This window comes from Pseudomonas sp. OA65 (assembly GCF_017498305.1).
Classification (GTDB): domain Bacteria; phylum Pseudomonadota; class Gammaproteobacteria; order Pseudomonadales; family Pseudomonadaceae; genus Aquipseudomonas; species Aquipseudomonas zanjanensis.
In genome coordinates this window covers 12,327-28,189 of record NZ_JAGDEZ010000061.1, presented here as the reverse complement: position 1 = coordinate 28,189, position 15,863 = coordinate 12,327, and the positions used below count along the sequence as shown (strand labels likewise).

The window sequence follows — 15,863 nt, the reverse complement described above, 5'->3', positions numbered from 1 at the left end:
CATCCCGGCATGGATGCCGGGATAGCCGCGCTGGGCCATGGATGGCCCTTCGCGGCGGCCCACGGAGCAATGCCGGAGTGAGGGCATGCCGAGCCCTAGCGAGGCACCGAGTGGTGGGGCAGAAGCGTTTTGCTTACTTTTGCGCTTCTCAAAAGTGAGCCGCCGTAAGGGCGGAACCATAAGCCGCCGTTACCGCAGCAATGGATATACACACCCACCCCAAGAACGCGGTCAATCCTCCAAACGAGGAAACCGCCGAGCAATATCATCCCCAGTAACCTCGGCAACCACCCCCTGCAAATCACCAGACAACCGAATCGAAACGAAATACGGCCGCTCCCCCCCATCAAACCAATGCGGCATACCAGCAGGCACCGTGATCAAATCGCTCCTTTCACACAACACAGCGAAGACATAATCGCCAATGTGCAGGTTAAACAACCCCCGACCACTAACGAAAAATCGTACCTCGTCCTGCCTATGGCGATACTCATCCAGCCACTCAGCCTGCGGCTCGGCCTGTTCCGAGTGATCGCTTCTAACGCTAACCACATCGACCGCAACATACCCCCGCTCGGTCATCACCCCATCGATCTGAACCTGGTAAGCCGCAATGATCTCTTCCTCACTGGCCCCACTCTGAATATTCGCCGCCGCTTCCCAGCGATCAAAGCGAACACCTTGCTCAGCCAAGGTCGCGGCAATGTCCTCAAAGTGGGTCAACACCTTGTTCGGAATCTCAGGGCTCGAAACGTGATAGACGGACAGGCTACTCATGACAAAGGCTCCAGCAAATTAACGGTTCGAAGGCTCATGGCCGGTCCTCTTGCATACGTGTCGCAATGATAACGGCAGCCGCAAAAGCGGCGAGGCTGGCGAGGCTGAACGTCCAACTGGCACCCAGGGCGTTCCAACTGTAGCCGGAATACAACGCGCCCAAGGCCCCGCCCGTGCCGGCCAGCGCCGCATACAGCGCCTGCCCCTGGCCTTGCTGGCGAGGGCCGAAACTGCGTTGCACGAAATGGATGGCCGCGGCGTGGAAGCTGCCGAAGGTCGCCGCGTGCAGCACCTGGGCAAACAACAACACCCAGAGAAATTCCGCCAGCGAACCCAGCAACAGCCAGCGCAACGCCGCCAGCAGGAAACTCGCCAGCAACACCCGGCGCACGGAAAACCGCGCCAGGATCCGGCTCATCAGCAGGAAGACCAACACCTCCGCCACCACACCGACTGCCCAGAGCAGGCCAATCAAACCGCGGCTGTAACCCAGGCGTTCGAGGTGCAACGTCAGGAAGGTGTAATACGGCCCGTGGCTCACCTGCATCAGGCCCACGCAGATATAGAACGCCAATACGCCAGGGTTGCGCAGTTGCCGCAGGAAGCCCTCCCCCGCGACTCGCGGCCCCTGCAAAGGCTGGGCATTGGGCACCCAGAAACTGGCGAGAACGATGCCGGCCATGATCAACGCCAGCGCCACCGGGTAGATGTCCAGGCTCAGCCATTCGAACAAGCGACCGAGCACAACCACGGTGATGATGAAACCGATGGAACCCCACAGGCGGATCTGGCTGTAGCGCGAGGCCTGCCCGCTCAGATGGGCCAAGGTAATGACTTCGAACTGCGGCAACACCGCGTGCCAGAAAAATGCGTGTAACGCCATGACCATCGCCAGCCAGGCGTAGCTTTTGTCGATGAAGATCAGCGAGAAGGCCAACAGCGTGCAGATCGCGCCAAACCGCACGATGGCCAGGCGTCGGCCGGTGTAATCCCCCAGCCAACCCCAGATGTTCGGCGCCACGCAACGCATCAGCATGGGGATCGCCACCAGCTCGCCGATGCGCGCCGCGTTGAACCCCAGGTGATCGAAATACAGCGCCAGGAACGGCGCCGTCGAACCGAGCAGCGCGAAATAGAACAGATAAAAGCTGGAAAGCCGCCAGTACGGCAGTGCCGCCACGGTCGTCAGGCCACGGCGGCTGGCAGGCCGGCCATCAAAGTTGCCCCAGCACCGGGGTACTGACGCGCACGTCGGCGTTCTGGCCACGATGACGCAGCAGGTGATCCATCAGCACGATGGCCATCATCGCCTCGGCGATGGGCGTGGCACGAATGCCGACGCAGGGGTCGTGACGCCCCTTGGTGATGACCTCCACCGGGTTGCCATGGACATCGATGGAGCGCCCCGGCGTGGTGATGCTGGACGTCGGCTTCAAGGCCAGGTGCGCCACGATCGGCTGGCCCGAGGAAATGCCACCGAGGATGCCGCCGGCATTATTGCTGAGGAAACCCTCAGGCGTCAGTTCGTCACGGTGCTCGGTGCCACGCTGGGCGACGCAGGCAAAACCGGCGCCGATTTCCACGCCTTTCACCGCGTTGATGCTCATCAGCGCGTGGGCCAGCTCGGCATCGAGGCGGTCGAAGATCGGCTCGCCAAGGCCCGGCATCACGCCTTCGGCGACCACGGTGATCTTTGCGCCGACCGAGTCCTGGTCCCGGCGTAGTTGGTCCATGTAGGCCTCGAGTTCTGGCACCTTGTACGGATCGGGGCAGAAAAAGGCGTTCTGCTCTACCGAGTCCCAGGTCTTAAACGGGATTTCGATGGGGCCCAACTGGCTCATGTAGCCGCGGATGACGATGCCTTGGCTGGCCAGGTACTTCTTGGCAATCGCCCCGGCCGCCACGCGCATGGCGGTTTCCCGGGCCGAGCTGCGGCCGCCGCCACGGTAGTCGCGCTCACCGTATTTGTGATGGTAGGTGTAGTCGGCGTGGGCCGGGCGGAACAGATCCTTGATGGCCGAATAGTCCTTGGACTTCTGGTCGGTGTTGCGGATCAACAGGCCGATGGCGCAGCCGGTGGTGCGCCCTTCGAACACGCCGGACAGGATTTCGACTTCATCGGCTTCCTGGCGCTGGGTGGTGTGGCGGCTGGTGCCGGGCTTGCGGCGGTCCAGGTCACGCTGCAGGTCGTCCAGGGAAATCTCCAGCCCCGGCGGGCAGCCGTCGACAATGGCGACCAACGCCGGGCCATGGCTTTCGCCCGCGGTGGTGACAGTGAACAGCTTGCCGTAGGTATTGCCGGACATGCAGGGTGCTCCGTGAAAAACGCTGAGAGACTCAACCTTGGATTCGTAGTGGGCGCCAGTATACGCAGGCTCCCCGCGTAGTTCATCCTCGAACCTTATCGGCGGCCACCAGTCCAACCGGCACCTTCGCAACTAATGGCGTGATGATGTTAAAGCTGCTAGCCCTAAGCCTTACCTTGTTCACCGGCCTGTTTTCCTGCCTGGCCCAGGCCACGGTGCTGCAACGCCCGATCAGCCTCGACACCGGCAATGGCGAACTATTCGGCTCATTGTTGCTGCCCAAGTCCGACACGCCCGTGCCGGTTGTCCTGATCATTTCCGGGTCCGGTCCTACAGACCGCGACGGTAACAACCCCGAGGGCGGGCGCAACGACAGTCTCAAGCGCCTGGCCTGGGTCCTGGCCAGGCACAACATTGCCAGCGTGCGCTATGACAAGCGCGGTGTGGCCGCCAGCCTCGCGGCGACACCGGACGAGCGCAACCTGAGCGTCGAGGCCTATGTCGCCGATACCGTGGCTTGGAGCCGCAAGCTCGCCGCCGACCCACGCCTGGGCCCGTTGATCCTGCTGGGCCACAGCGAAGGCGCGCTGATCGCCAGCCTCGCCGCGCCCCAGGCCAACGCGGCGGCGGTCATTTCCCTGTCCGGCAGCGCCCGGCCAATCGACCAGGTACTGCGCCAACAATTGAGCAACCGCCTGCCACCGCCGCTGATGTTGCGCAGCAATGAGCTGCTCGACAGCCTCAAGGCCGGGCGGCTCGACAACAACGTGCCGACGCAACTGCAGGTGATTTTCCGCCCCAGCGTACAGCCCTACCTGATCTCGTTGTTCCGCCAGGACCCGGCCCGGGCCTTCGCCGCGTTAAAGATGCCGGCCTTGATCATCCAGGGCAGCAACGACATCCAGGTCAGCGTCGATGATGCCAGGCAGTTGAAAGCCGCCAAGCCCGACGCCGAACTGGCGCTGATCGAGGGCATGAATCACGTGATGCGCATCGTGCCCAACGACGTGAAACGACAACTGGCCTCCTACAAGGATCCCAACTTGCCCCTGGCGGCCGAGGTCGGTACGCGAATTCTGCGTTTTATTGACTCGTTAGCCGCGCGTTAGGCGGTTTTAGTCGATTTAATTTCAGTAATGGCAAAAATGGCCGATAACCCGGTGTCGGATAGCGCAATGGCTACCGACCCGCCGGCCTGGACAGGATTTTGCCGTTATGACTGAAACTCAAGCTTCCCCCGACACCGCTGCCGAAGCGCCCGCCTCGTCTGCGGTGGAGCTGCCGTGGGCCGACGTGCATACCGAGCATCACAAGATGCTCCGGCTGGCGCCGCTCAAGACCGACCGCGCCACCGGCGCGCGGCCGTTGCGGTTTGTCGAGTTCAGCTATGTCGAGCGCCACAGCAAGGAACGCAGCCTGCTGCGCATGACCCTCCAGTTGCCGAACCAGCGAGTGCGCAAGGAACAGAATCACCTGGACGTCTGGGCCGATCACGTCGAAAAACGCCTGACTTTTTCCCCGGACAACCTGCAAGTCGAGCCGTTGAACCGTGGCATCGGCCGTTTCCTCGCGGCCCAGGGTATTACCTGGGCGAAGAAGCGCTGGTCGGCCTATCAGGTAGACGGCACCGACCTGGATAACAAGGACGCCCTGAACGAAGACACGCGCCTGCGCCGCGACCGCTTCCTCAAGGCCCAGGGTTTCGAGGTGGCCTACGCCGACGCCCAGCACCTCAAGGGCAGTATCAAGTCAGCCCAGGTTGGTGATTTGGTCGGCGACTGGAACACCGAGAAGCTGCAGTTCGTGACCATCCTCGAAGCCGCGCAGATGCTGCAACAAGCCGAGCAGAACCTGGCGGAACAGGAAGTCAAACTCAAGCAGCAGGAAGAGAAGGTCACCAAGTTCAAGCGCGAAGACACCGGCTTGCGCTTCACCATCACCTGCCTGGTGGCCTTCGCCATGTTCCAGGCGGGGTTGCTGATCTGGATTGCGACGCGGCACTGATCCCAACGTTGAATGAGACGACCACATCCAATCCCGTGGCGAGGGAGCTTGCTCCCGCTCGGCTGCGCAGCAGTCGTAAATCCGGCAAATACCATTTTGAGCCATTAAAGCAGGGGCTGCTTCGCAGCCCAGCGGGAGCAAGCTCCCTCGCCACAAAAGCGGTCACAGTGATCAAACCCGCGAAGCAAACAACCCCTGGTGCTGGCGGCACTGCTCGGCGCTGAGCATGAACACGCCATGGCCGCCGCGCTCGAAGTCGAGCCAGGCGAAATCGACTTCCGGGTACAGCGCCTCAATGTGCACCTGGCTGTTGCCCACCTCGACAATCAACAGCCCCTTCTCGGTCAGATGATCCGCCGCCTCGGCCAGCATCCGGCGAACCAGGTCCAAGCCGTCGTCGCCACAGGCCAGGCCCAGCTCCGGCTCATGCTGGTATTCCTGGGGCATGTCGGCGAAATCTTCCGCATCGACGTAGGGTGGGTTCGACACGATCAGGTCGAAACGCTGCCCAGGCAAACCTTCGAAACCATCGCCCTGGACGGTGAACACGCGCTCATCGACACCGTGGCGCTCGATGTTCTGGTTGGCCACTTCCAGTGCTTCGAACGACAGGTCGGCCAGCACCACTTCGGCTTCCGGGAATTCATAAGCACAGGCGATGCCGATGCAGCCGGAACCGGTGCACAGATCGAGAATTCGCGCCGGCTCCTGGCCCAACCAAGGCTCGAAACGCTTTTCGATCAGCTCACCGATGGGCGAACGCGGAATGAGCACGCGTTCATCGACAATGAACGACATCCCGCAGAACCAGGCCTCACCCAACAGGTAGGCCGTCGGAATGCGCTCGGCAATGCGCCGACGCAGCAAACGCTGCACGTGGACCAGCTCTTCGTCTTCAAGACGGCAGTCCAGGTAGCTGTCGGCAATTTCCCACGGCAGATGCAACGCGCCCAACACCAGTTGCCTGGCTTCGTCCCACGCATTGTCGGTGCCGTGGCCGAAAAACAGATCCTCTCCATGGAAGCGGCTGACGGCCCAACGGATATGGTCGCGCAGGGTACGGAGACGGGAAGTGATCACGGCGGCAAACTCCAGAAAAATCGACGGGCGAGTCTACCAGCCAAACGTCGCCCCACCCAAACGCCCCGATGACGAACGAAAAGCGCCGGACCTACCGTAGGAATCATCCGTTTTTTGCATCGCCTATTGAACGAGACGAGCATCTTGACAAGGCTGTAGGCCAGCAACGGCGGCCCTTGCGATGGAAGCGATTCACAGAACCGCTCAGCCAGAGGAGAATGTCGCAAAAGCCCCACTCGAAGGAGCCCCAGAATGTCCGTTCCAAAAACGATGTTTCAACTCAGCGGCCGTGGTTATGCAGCGGCCAACCTGAGTCAAGCGACCTTGATCATCATCGATGCCCAGAAAGAATACCTCGCCGGGCCCCTGGCCCTGAGCGGCATGGATGCAGCCGTCGCGAACATCAAGCAATTGCTCGGCGCGGCCCGCGCAGCCGGTCGCCCGATCGTGCATGTGCGCCACCTGGGCACCCATGGCGGGCTGTTCGATCCACAAGGTGAACGCGGGGAGTTCATTGCCGGCCTCGAACCCCAGACCGACGAAACCGTGGTCGAAAAGTTGCTGCCCAGCGCCTTCCACGGCACCGAACTGAAAAAGCGCCTGGAAGACTTCGGCCCCCTGGACCTGATCGTGTGTGGGTTCATGAGCCATTCCAGCGTCAGCACCACCGTGCGCGCCGCCAAGAACCTGGGTTTTCGCTGCACCCTGGTGGAGGACGCCTGCGCCACGCGCGACTTGCCGTACAAGGGCGGCGTCCTCAGCGCCGAGCACGTGCAGCAAACCGAAATGGCGATCATGGCCGACAACTTCGCGACTCTGGCCCTGACCCGCGACTTCATCTGATGCGCCTTGATGAGCGGCTACTCCCGCCGCTCATCCGCAAAAGCCTCTCATTTGCCGCAATTGCCCTACCTTCAGGAACAACCCGAACATCTTCCGGTCGAAGGGCCGATACCCATTGAGGAAGGTCGGAATGAAGTTATCCGATGGTTTTGACGCACGTCGCTTGCGGCCCAAAGGCCCGAGCAACTGGCGCTTTCGTTTCGGCGCGGCGATCGCTGCGCTGCTGGCAACACTCGGCGTGCTGCTGGCCATGGCCGGTACCGCCAGCCTGCTGGGCCGTCCGCCTGCATTGGGCGAGTTGAATGCCACTCCGCTGGGTTCGGCGATCATCCTGGTAGTCGGTCTTTTTGTATTGCTGTTGGGCGTCTGGCTCTGGCGCCGCTGCCGCCGTCGCGCCCGCCAATCCCTGGAGCTGGCCATGGCTCCGCACCTGATGAAAAAGCACGACTGACTCGCCACCCGACGTTTTGTCGCGCCGGATCCCGCCAGAGTTGGGTAAACTGGCCGGCTTCGCGGAGGCTGACATGCAAGACGACGACTTTTCCCTGTTCAAAAGTGCGATCCAGGGCGTAAAACCGATCAAACACGACCGTGCCGAGACCGGCAAGCCCAAGGCCGATCGCGCGCAAATCGCCAAGCTGCGCCAGGCCGCCACCGTGCGCACCGACGCCACCACCGTGGACGGCTTGTCCGATCAGTTCGTGATCGACGTCGGGCCTGAAGACGAGTTGATGTGGGCCCGCGACGGTGTCCAGGAAAGCCAGATGCGCAAGCTGAAGGTCGGCCAGATTCCCTTCGAAGGCAGCCTCGACCTGCACGGCATGACCGTCGAAAAGGCCCGGGAAACCCTTTGGGCGTTCCTGGCCGAGGCCACTAAATTCGAAATCCGCTGCGTGCGCGTCACCCATGGCAAAGCCGTGCGCCTGGACGGCAAGCGGCCGATGATCAAGAGCCACGTCAACACCTGGCTGCGCCAGCACCCGCAAGTGCTGGGCTTCACCTCCTGCCAGGCAAAACACGGCGGCGCCGGGGCGGTCTACGTGATGCTCAAGCGCACCATGATGGAAGGCCGCGACGAATAGCCCTCGCTTGCCGAGCTTGCAGCGCCGTGTCCGCCACCGTACCCTTGCCCTTTGCGTAAAATCCCACAGGTAGTTTCATGTCTCTGGAACAGAATTACACCGCGATTCTCGGCCAACTGGGCGAGGACGTTTCCCGCGAGGGCCTGCTCGACACGCCCAAGCGTGCTGCCAAGGCCATGCAGTACCTCTGCCGCGGTTATGAACAGACCCTGGAAGAAGTCACCAACGGTGCCTTGTTCAGCTCCGATAACAGCGAGATGGTGCTGGTCAAGGACATCGAGTTGTACTCGTTGTGCGAGCATCACTTGTTGCCTTTCATCGGCAAGGCCCACGTGGCCTACATCCCGAGCGGCAAAGTGCTGGGGTTGTCGAAAGTCGCGCGTATCGTCGACATGTATGCCCGTCGCCTGCAGATCCAGGAAAACCTCAGCCGCCAGATCGCCGATGCGGTCCAGCAAGTGACCGGTGCCCTGGGCGTGGCGGTGGTGATCGAGGCCAAGCACATGTGCATGATGATGCGCGGTGTGGAAAAGCAGAACTCCTCGATGATCACTTCGGTGATGCTCGGCGAGTTCCGGGAAAACGCCGCCACTCGCAGCGAATTCCTCAGCCTCATCAAGTAACGCGTCGCAAGAAGAAAACCGGCATTGATCGCCGGTTTTTTTTCGCCCGTGAAAAATCAGGTAAGCTGCGCGCCCTCTTCTTCCCTGCCGCGAGGCTGAATACCGTGATCGTCAAAGCGCTTCGAGTTGGTTTGGGCCAGCTCATCATTTTCATCGACTTCATCACCCGCCCAAGCAAGAAACAGCGCCCGGCCGAGGCCCAGGCCCAGGTCGACCAGGCCGCTCGAAGCCTGACGCTGTATCAATTCCACGCCTGCCCGTTCTGCGTAAAGACTCGCCGCACCCTGCGTCGCCTCAACGTGCCGGTGGCCCTGCGCGATGCGAAAAACAACGAGCAGGATCGCCAGACGCTGCTGGAGCAAGGGGGCAGGATTAAAGTGCCGTGCCTGCGCATTGAAAAGAATGGCGAGACCACCTGGATGTATGAGTCCAAGGTGATCATTGATTATCTGGATAAGCGGTTCTCTGCAGCCTGATAGTTTTATGGTGTGGCGACTGGCCTCATCGCGAGCAAGCTCGGCTCCCACAGGGGGACTTGGTGAACGCTGGATTTGTATTCACCACTGTCCTCTGTGGGAGCCGAGCTTGCTCGCGATGGGGCCAGCCCAGTCACCACATAAATCAGGCTGCTTTCGCAGCCAACGCCTCCCGCACCACCCCCGCCAGCCGCTTGAGCCCTTCATCCAGCCGCGCCGGGTCGATGTGGCTGAAGTTCAAGCGCAAGTGCCCCGGATGCTGGTCCGGTTCAGGAAAGAATGGCTCCCCCGGCATGAACGCAACGTCGGCCGCCAGGGCGGCGGCGAGCAAGGTGCGGGTGTCCAGGGGTTGCCTGAGGGTCAGCCAGAAAAACAACCCGCCCTGGGGCACGTTCCAGTCCGCTAGATCAGAGAAATGCTTCTGCAACGCCGCCTGGAACCGATCGCGACGGTCCCGGTAGAAATCCCTCAACTCACTCAAATGGCTGCGGTACTGCTCGGTGCCGATCCATTGCAGCGCCTGCCACTGGCCGACGCGATTGGTGTGCAGGTCCGCCGATTGCTTGAGCCGCAGCAGATGCGGAAACAAATCCGGACTGGCGATCAGATAGCCCACCCTTAGGCCCGGCAACAGGGTCTTCGACACGGTGCCGGTGTAGATCCAACTGGCCTTCTTCAAGCGACTGACAATCGGCGTGGCACTGCCGCCATCGAAGGTCAGCTCGCGGTAGGGCTCGTCCTCGATCAGGGTGACGCCAAACTCGTCCAGCAACGCCGCCACCGCATCGCGCTTGGCCTCGCTGTAGCGCACCGCCGAAGGGTTCTGGAAGGTCGGGATCAGGTAGATAAACGCTGGGCGATGCTGCTCCAGCCGGGCCCGCAACTGCTGCAGGTCCGGGCCGTCGGCCTCCAGGGGAACGGTGATGCAGTCGGCGCCGAACAGCTGGAAAATCTGCAACGCCGCCAGATAGGTCGGCGCTTCGAGCATCACTTCAGTGCCCACGTCGATGTGCAGCTTGGCCGCCAAATCGAGGGTTTGCTGGGAGCCGCTGACCACCAGCACCTGGCTCGCCTCACAGGCCACGCCCAGCGCCCGCGCCTGGGCTGCCAGGGCTTCGCGCAGGGCCGGTTCGCCTTCGCTCATGCCGTACTGGCCCATGGACAAAGGCATGGCCGCCCATTCCACCTTCGGCAACATGGCTTCGGCCGGCAGGCCGCCGGCGAACGACATCACCTCAGGACGCTGCGCCGCCGCGAGGATTTCTCGAATCAAAGAACTTTTGAGGCGCGAGACACGTTCGGAAAAAGCCATGGGTCACCTGTAGCCGGTCGCTGGAATAATGAGTCAAACTGGTTGACCGAAATTACGCCGACCTCTGTGGATACGTCAATATGCTTGACCTTAAAAACCCTGCCTCCCAACAAATGGCCATGGAAGCGTTTTTCTTCGGTTACCAGGCGTTCACCGCCAAGGCCGATGAAATGCTCGAGCGTCGTGGCTTGAGCCGGGTGCACCAGCGCATCGTCTTTTTCATCGCCCGCTATCCATCATTGAGCGTGAAGGAATTGCTGGCCTTGCTTGGGGTGAGCAAGCAGGCGTTGAACATGCCGTTGCGGCAGTTGATGGAAATGCACTTGGTGAACAGCGTCGCGTCCGAGACCGACAAGCGCAAGCGGCTGCTGGAGCTGACCGCCGAAGGTGAGCGCTTTGAGCAGGCGTTGCGGCGTGAACAGGTGAAATTGCTGGAGCGGGTGTTTGCCGAGGCCGGGGAAGCGGCGGTGGATGGGTGGCTGGCGGTGAATCTGGCACTGGGGAAATCTGGTGACTGAAGGCTTCTGATCCGACGCCATCGCGAGCAGGCTCGCTCCCACAGTGGGCTGTGATGAATGCAAGATTTGTGTACACCCATGAACCCTGTGGGAGCGAGCCTGCTCGCGATAGCGTCCGCATAGGCGATATATCCCTATCGCCAAACATTTCGTCGACAACACAGAAAACATTATTTGCATTATTTGTATACAAAAGCATAATTCGCTTCGTGCGAGTTCCTGACCAAAAGGTCAACATACCCCTCGCCAGCCTTACCTGCCTCAGCGCATCGCAGCCACCCCCAGGGCGTTTGTGGTGCTGGAAATAACAATAAGACTCTTGAGGAGTACTCGCTGTGGAAAGCCGCAAACCCGAAGCCCGGACGCTGGACCTCTCGCCGCCACTACGCAGTGGCTGGCTGGAACGCCTCTTCAAACTCAGCTTGCATGGCACCACGGTGAAGACCGAGCTGATTGCCGGCCTGACAACTTTCATCACCATGGCCTACATCATTTTCGTCAACCCCAACATCATGGCCGATGCTGGCATCGATCACGGTGCCGCCTTCGTCGCCACCTGCATCGCCGCCGCCCTGGGCTGCCTGTTGATGGGCCTGTACGCCAACTGGCCGGTGGGCCTGGCACCAGGCATGGGCCTGAACGCCTTCTTCACCTACACCGTGGTCGGCACCATGGGCTACAACTGGGAAACCGCGTTGGGCGCGGTGTTCATCTCCGGGGTGCTGTTCATGGTCCTGACCTTGTCACGGGTGCGCGAGTGGCTGCTCAACAGCATTCCGGTGAGCCTGCGCTTCGCCATGGGCGCGGGGGTCGGGTTATTCCTCGGGCTGATCGGTCTGAAAACCGCCGGGATCGTCGTGGACAGCCCTGCAACCTTGATCAAGCTCGGCTCGTTGCGCGAACCCGGTCCGTTGCTGGCCGCGGTGTGCTTCCTGATGATCGCCGTGCTCAGTTATCACCGTGTGTTCGGTGCGATCCTGATCAGCATCATCGCCGTGACCCTGGCCGGTTGGGGCCTGGGGTTGGTGCAGTACAACGGCGTCATGTCGACACCGCCGAGCCTGGCCCCGACCTGGATGGCGATGGACGTGGCCGGTGTGTTCAACGTCAGCATGATCAGCGTGGTGCTGGCCTTCCTGTTCGTGCACATGTTCGACACCGCCGGCACCCTGATGGGCGTTGCCCAGCGCGCCGGCCTGGTGAAGGCCGATGGCAAGATCGAGAACCTGTCCCGCGCCTTGAAAGCCGACAGCGCCTCCAGCGTGTTCGGCGCCATGGTCGGTGTACCGCCAGTGACCAGCTACGTGGAAAGCGCCGCCGGTGTGGCCGCCGGTGGCCGCACGGGGCTTACCGCCGTGACCGTCGGTGTGCTATTTATTGCCGCCATGTTCTTCGCACCGCTGGCCGGGATGATTCCGGCCTACGCCACGGCCGGGGCTTTGATCTACGTCGCCATGCTGATGATGGGCGGCATGGCCCACATCGAATGGGACGAAGCAACCGACAGTATCCCGGCCATTGTCACGGCCATCATGATGCCCCTGACGTTTTCGGTCGCCGACGGCATCGCATTGGGTTTCATCACCTATGTGGTGCTCAAGGCCGGTACCGGTAAACACAAAGAAATTTCCGTCAGCCTGTGGGTGCTCTGCGCGATCTTCATCGCCAAGTTCATCTTCTTGTAAGCGCGATCGTATCCACCCGCCTCACCCCTTGGGTGAGGCTTTTGTACATCAGGAGCAAAGCAATGAATCTGGAAACCTGGCTGTTGTTCAGCGGCGCCGCCTTGGTGGTGATCCTCATCCCCGGCCCGTTGTCGCTGTTGATGATCGGCAATAGCCTGAACTACGGCCTGCGCCGCTCGTATCCAGCCTTCCTGGGTGGCGTGATGGCGTCGATTTGCCTGCTGAGCGCTTCGGCGCTGGGGCTCGGCGCATTATTGATGGCCTCGGAGCAGTTGTTCAGCGCCCTGAAGATTGTCGGCGCCCTGTACCTGTTTTACCTGGCCTGGCAGAGCTGGCAGCAATCGCGCCAACCGTCCCAAGGCGCCGACGTGCCCCAGGCCGCCGCCGTCCCGCGCTTTCGCGCCCTCTTCGGCCGGGCGTTCGTGTTGGGAGCAAGCAACCCGAAAGACATTCTGTTCTTTGCCGCTTTCCTGCCGCAATTCTTGAGCGCCGAACAGCCATTCCTGCCGCAACTGCTGATCATGATCGCCACTTGGACCGTACTCGACCTGCTGTGCAAGCTGGCTTATGGCCTCGGTGCCCACGGCGCGGCACGGTATCTGCGTACGGGTAAAGGCCAGGGCTGGTTCAACCGGGTCAGTGCCGGGTTGTTTGGTGGCGCGGGGGCGGCCTCCTTGTTGAGCCGCTGAGAAAGCAAAAGCATCGCGAGCAGGCTCGCTCCCACAAGGACCTTCGTCGAAAACACATTTTGTGTTCACCGAGAATAACTGTGGGAGCGAGCCTGCTCGCGATAAGTCCTTCCAGGCACCCTATTTTTCATGGACGAAAAAAAGCCCGCAGTGTGAGCGGGCTGAAAACCAAAGAAGCTTATGCGCAGTCGCTTCCAGGACAAGGCAGTTGCTTGGGGGATCAACTGCCTCGATACGTTGAATAGGCGTAGGGCGAAATCAACAAGGGCACGTGGTAATGATCCTGCTCGGCCGAAATGCCGAAGCGCAGCACCACCACATCCAGGAACGCTGGATCGGGCATTTGCACGCCACGGGCGCGGTAGTAATCACCGGCGTGGAATTGCAATTGATAAACGCCCGAGCGGTAGTCATCCCCTTGCAACAGGGGCGCATCGCAGCGACCGTCGCTGTTGGTCAGCGCGCTGGCGACCAGCTGCAGTTGCGAACCTTCCACACGGTACAACTCGACCTTGATCGAGCTGCCCGGGCAGCCGTGTGCGGCATCCAAAACGTGAGTAGTCAAACGTCCCATTGCTTGTGCGCGCCTCGCTGCAGTGCAGCCCGGCCCGACGCCTCCTGATTCAGTTGAAAGACAGGCCGCACCGTTTCGGAGCACGAAACGCCACGGCGATGAGCGAATTAAGACACTTTAAAAGAAAATTGTACACAATAAAAATCGAATATTTCGCCCGTGGGCCGTGGAACGATACGCCAGCCCCAGACTCAAGCCAAACCAATGAATACAAGATCCTGCCGACGATTGATTGACCAAGCGGGCAGATTTCTTGCAGTGTAGACGCTGACAGGGACACAGTGAAAAAGGCAAAAATTCAGGCTTACAAATCGCGCACAAAGTTGTATACAATCACTCCATCGTCGTGACGCCAGCCTGAAACTCATCACCGGGGCGCCACCTACATGGTTCGAACAAGAAGGAAAACTGCAGTGAGCGCTGACTACCCACGCGACCTGATCGGTTACGGCAGTAACCCTCCCCATCCCCATTGGCCGGGCAATGCTCGTATCGCCCTGTCCTTCGTGCTCAATTACGAAGAAGGCGGCGAGCGCAACGTCCTCCACGGCGACAAGGAATCCGAAGCGTTCCTTTCGGAGATGGTCGCGGCGCAACCGCTGCAGGGCGAGCGCAACATGAGCATGGAATCGCTGTACGAGTATGGCAGCCGTGCCGGCGTCTGGCGTGTCCTCAAGCTGTTCAAGGAATTCGATATCCCGCTGACCATTTTCGCCGTGGCCATGGCCGCCCAGCGCCATCCAGACGTGATTCGCGCCATGGTCGCCGCCGGCCACGAGATCTGCAGCCACGGCTATCGCTGGATCGACTACCAGTACATGGATGAGGCCCAGGAACGCGAGCACATGCTCGAAGCGATCCGCATCCTCACCGAAATCGCGGGCGAACGCCCACTGGGCTGGTACACCGGCCGCACCGGCCCTAACACCCGGCGCCTGGTGATGGAAGAAGGCGGTTTCCTCTACGACAGCGACACCTACGACGACGACCTGCCCTACTGGGAGCCGAACAACCCCACCGACAAGCCGCACCTGGTGATCCCCTACACCCTCGACACCAACGACATGCGCTTCACCCAGGTGCAGGGTTTCAACAAGGGCGACGATTTCTTCCAATACCTCAAGGACGCCTTCGACGTGTTGTACGCCGAAGGGGCCGAGGCGCCGAAGATGCTTTCCATCGGCCTGCATTGCCGGCTGGTCGGCCGCCCTGCGCGCCTGGCCTCCCTCAAGCGGTTTCTCGAATACGTCAAAGGTCATGAACACGTCTGGTTCAGCCGTCGTGTCGACATCGCTCGTCACTGGCAGCAAACCCATCCGTATCAGGGAGCGTCCAAATGACCGCTTTCCAGACCCTCAAGCCTTCCACCTTGAGTCGCGAAGCGTTCGTCAAAGCCTTCGCCGACATTTACGAACATTCGCCATGGGTCGCGGAAAAGGCCTTTGACCTGGGCCAGGATCCCTCGATCGACGAGATCGAGACCCTGCACCAGCGCATGAGCGACATCCTGTTGAGTGCCGATCACGCCAGCCAACTGGCGCTGATCAACGCTCACCCGGACCTGGCCGGCAAAGCCGCCGTCCAGGGCCAACTGACCGAAGCCAGCACGAACGAACAGGCCGGCGCCGGTATTCACCAATGCACGGCCGAAGAGTTTCAACGCTTCACCGAGCTGAACGACGCCTACAAGGCCAAGTTCAAGTTTCCCTTCATCATGGCGGTAAAAGGCAGCAACCGGCATCAGATCCTCGCGGCATTCGAAACGCGCATCCATCACTCGGCAGACGCCGAATTCCAATGCGCGCTGGCAGAGATCAACAAAATCGCGTTGTTCCGATTACTGACCCTTTAGCGAGCAGCCCTGCGACCCGAGGCCCTGCAAGCATCCCCAGCC

General features: G+C 61.1%; 18 protein-coding genes. 12 read left to right on the top strand and 6 right to left on the bottom strand.

Annotated features, from left to right (window positions below; all coding sequences use genetic code 11):
* Window positions 1-231: 231 nt before the first annotated feature.
* The 3 genes from J3361_RS27850 to aroC are packed head-to-tail and all read right to left on the bottom strand — an operon-like array spanning window position 232 to window position 3,083.
* On the bottom strand, window positions 232-777 hold the full coding sequence (locus J3361_RS27850) for an acireductone dioxygenase (RefSeq protein ID WP_207967246.1): 546 nt from the start codon (window positions 775-777) through the stop codon (window positions 232-234).
* Window positions 778-811: 34 nt separating this feature from the next.
* Window positions 812-1,957, bottom strand: coding sequence for an MFS transporter (locus J3361_RS27845; RefSeq protein ID WP_207967245.1), 1,146 nt, complete (start codon window positions 1,955-1,957; stop codon window positions 812-814).
* A 34-nt stretch (window positions 1,958-1,991) separates the two neighbouring features.
* Window positions 1,992-3,083 carry a chorismate synthase gene (gene aroC / locus J3361_RS27840; protein ID WP_207967244.1) on the bottom strand — a complete coding sequence of 364 codons (1,092 nt, stop codon included), beginning with the start codon at window positions 3,081-3,083 and terminating at the stop codon, window positions 1,992-1,994.
* Window positions 3,084-3,226: 143 nt separating this feature from the next.
* Between aroC and J3361_RS27835 the strand changes: the two genes are divergently transcribed.
* Both J3361_RS27835 and J3361_RS27830 read left to right on the top strand, forming a co-directional pair.
* Window positions 3,227-4,192, top strand: a complete 966-nt coding sequence (locus J3361_RS27835) for an alpha/beta fold hydrolase (RefSeq protein WP_207967243.1) — start codon at window positions 3,227-3,229, stop codon at window positions 4,190-4,192.
* A 106-nt stretch (window positions 4,193-4,298) separates the two neighbouring features.
* Window positions 4,299-5,087 carry a hypothetical protein gene (locus J3361_RS27830; RefSeq protein WP_207967242.1) on the top strand — a complete coding sequence of 263 codons (789 nt, stop codon included), beginning with the start codon at window positions 4,299-4,301 and terminating at the stop codon, window positions 5,085-5,087.
* 171 nt (window positions 5,088-5,258) lie between these two features.
* Here the strand turns inward: J3361_RS27830 and prmB are convergent, their stop codons facing one another.
* Window positions 5,259-6,167, bottom strand: coding sequence for a 50S ribosomal protein L3 N(5)-glutamine methyltransferase (prmB, locus tag J3361_RS27825; protein WP_207967241.1), 909 nt, complete (start codon window positions 6,165-6,167; stop codon window positions 5,259-5,261).
* Window positions 6,168-6,419: 252 nt separating this feature from the next.
* On the opposite strand from prmB, the gene J3361_RS27820 reads away from it, so the two are divergent.
* The 5 genes from J3361_RS27820 to J3361_RS27800 all read left to right on the top strand — a co-directional run bounded on the left by J3361_RS27820 (window position 6,420) and on the right by J3361_RS27800 (window position 9,191).
* Window positions 6,420-7,010, top strand: a complete 591-nt coding sequence (locus tag J3361_RS27820) for a cysteine hydrolase family protein (RefSeq protein WP_207967240.1) — start codon at window positions 6,420-6,422, stop codon at window positions 7,008-7,010.
* A 130-nt stretch (window positions 7,011-7,140) separates the two neighbouring features.
* Window positions 7,141-7,461, top strand: a complete 321-nt coding sequence (locus J3361_RS27815; protein WP_207967239.1) for a hypothetical protein — start codon at window positions 7,141-7,143, stop codon at window positions 7,459-7,461.
* Between the two features lie 73 nt (window positions 7,462-7,534).
* Window positions 7,535-8,092 (top strand): Smr/MutS family protein, encoded by a 558-nt coding sequence (locus J3361_RS27810; protein WP_025214971.1) that lies wholly within the window; start codon window positions 7,535-7,537, stop codon window positions 8,090-8,092.
* A gap of 77 nt (window positions 8,093-8,169) precedes the next feature.
* Complete coding sequence (folE, locus tag J3361_RS27805; protein ID WP_003204506.1) at window positions 8,170-8,715, top strand: GTP cyclohydrolase I FolE; 546 nt, start codon at window positions 8,170-8,172, stop codon at window positions 8,713-8,715.
* 104 nt (window positions 8,716-8,819) lie between these two features.
* Window positions 8,820-9,191 carry a glutathione S-transferase N-terminal domain-containing protein gene (locus tag J3361_RS27800; protein WP_207967247.1) on the top strand — a complete coding sequence of 124 codons (372 nt, stop codon included), beginning with the start codon at window positions 8,820-8,822 and terminating at the stop codon, window positions 9,189-9,191.
* Between the two features lie 145 nt (window positions 9,192-9,336).
* Here the strand turns inward: J3361_RS27800 and J3361_RS27795 are convergent, their stop codons facing one another.
* The gene (locus J3361_RS27795) at window positions 9,337-10,503 is read right to left on the bottom strand and encodes a PLP-dependent aminotransferase family protein (protein ID WP_207967238.1); all 1,167 of its coding nucleotides are present in this window, start codon (window positions 10,501-10,503) and stop codon (window positions 9,337-9,339) included.
* A gap of 80 nt (window positions 10,504-10,583) precedes the next feature.
* Here J3361_RS27795 and J3361_RS27790 point away from each other — a divergent pair, with 80 nt between their 5' ends.
* The 3 genes from J3361_RS27790 (at window position 10,584) to J3361_RS27780 (ending at window position 13,395) form a co-directional block, all read left to right on the top strand.
* Complete coding sequence (locus J3361_RS27790; RefSeq protein WP_207967237.1) at window positions 10,584-11,021, top strand: MarR family transcriptional regulator; 438 nt, start codon at window positions 10,584-10,586, stop codon at window positions 11,019-11,021.
* A 335-nt stretch (window positions 11,022-11,356) separates the two neighbouring features.
* The gene (locus tag J3361_RS27785) at window positions 11,357-12,706 is read left to right on the top strand and encodes an NCS2 family permease (protein ID WP_207967236.1); all 1,350 of its coding nucleotides are present in this window, start codon (window positions 11,357-11,359) and stop codon (window positions 12,704-12,706) included.
* A 62-nt stretch (window positions 12,707-12,768) separates the two neighbouring features.
* Window positions 12,769-13,395, top strand: a complete 627-nt coding sequence (locus J3361_RS27780; protein ID WP_207967235.1) for a LysE family translocator — start codon at window positions 12,769-12,771, stop codon at window positions 13,393-13,395.
* 220 nt (window positions 13,396-13,615) lie between these two features.
* Here J3361_RS27780 and uraH read toward each other — a convergent pair whose 3' ends face one another.
* Window positions 13,616-13,969, bottom strand: coding sequence for a hydroxyisourate hydrolase (uraH, locus tag J3361_RS27775; RefSeq protein WP_207967234.1), 354 nt, complete (start codon window positions 13,967-13,969; stop codon window positions 13,616-13,618).
* Between the two features lie 413 nt (window positions 13,970-14,382).
* Between uraH and puuE the strand changes: the two genes are divergently transcribed.
* Together puuE and uraD are read left to right on the top strand one after the other, a co-directional pair.
* Window positions 14,383-15,309: an allantoinase PuuE gene (gene puuE / locus J3361_RS27770; protein WP_207967233.1), complete on the top strand. Its 927-nt coding sequence runs from the start codon at window positions 14,383-14,385 to the stop codon at window positions 15,307-15,309.
* The gene (uraD, locus tag J3361_RS27765) at window positions 15,306-15,821 is read left to right on the top strand and encodes a 2-oxo-4-hydroxy-4-carboxy-5-ureidoimidazoline decarboxylase (RefSeq protein WP_207967232.1); all 516 of its coding nucleotides are present in this window, start codon (window positions 15,306-15,308) and stop codon (window positions 15,819-15,821) included. Before puuE ends, uraD begins: the two co-directional genes overlap by 4 nt.
* Window positions 15,822-15,863: the final 42 nt, after the last annotated feature.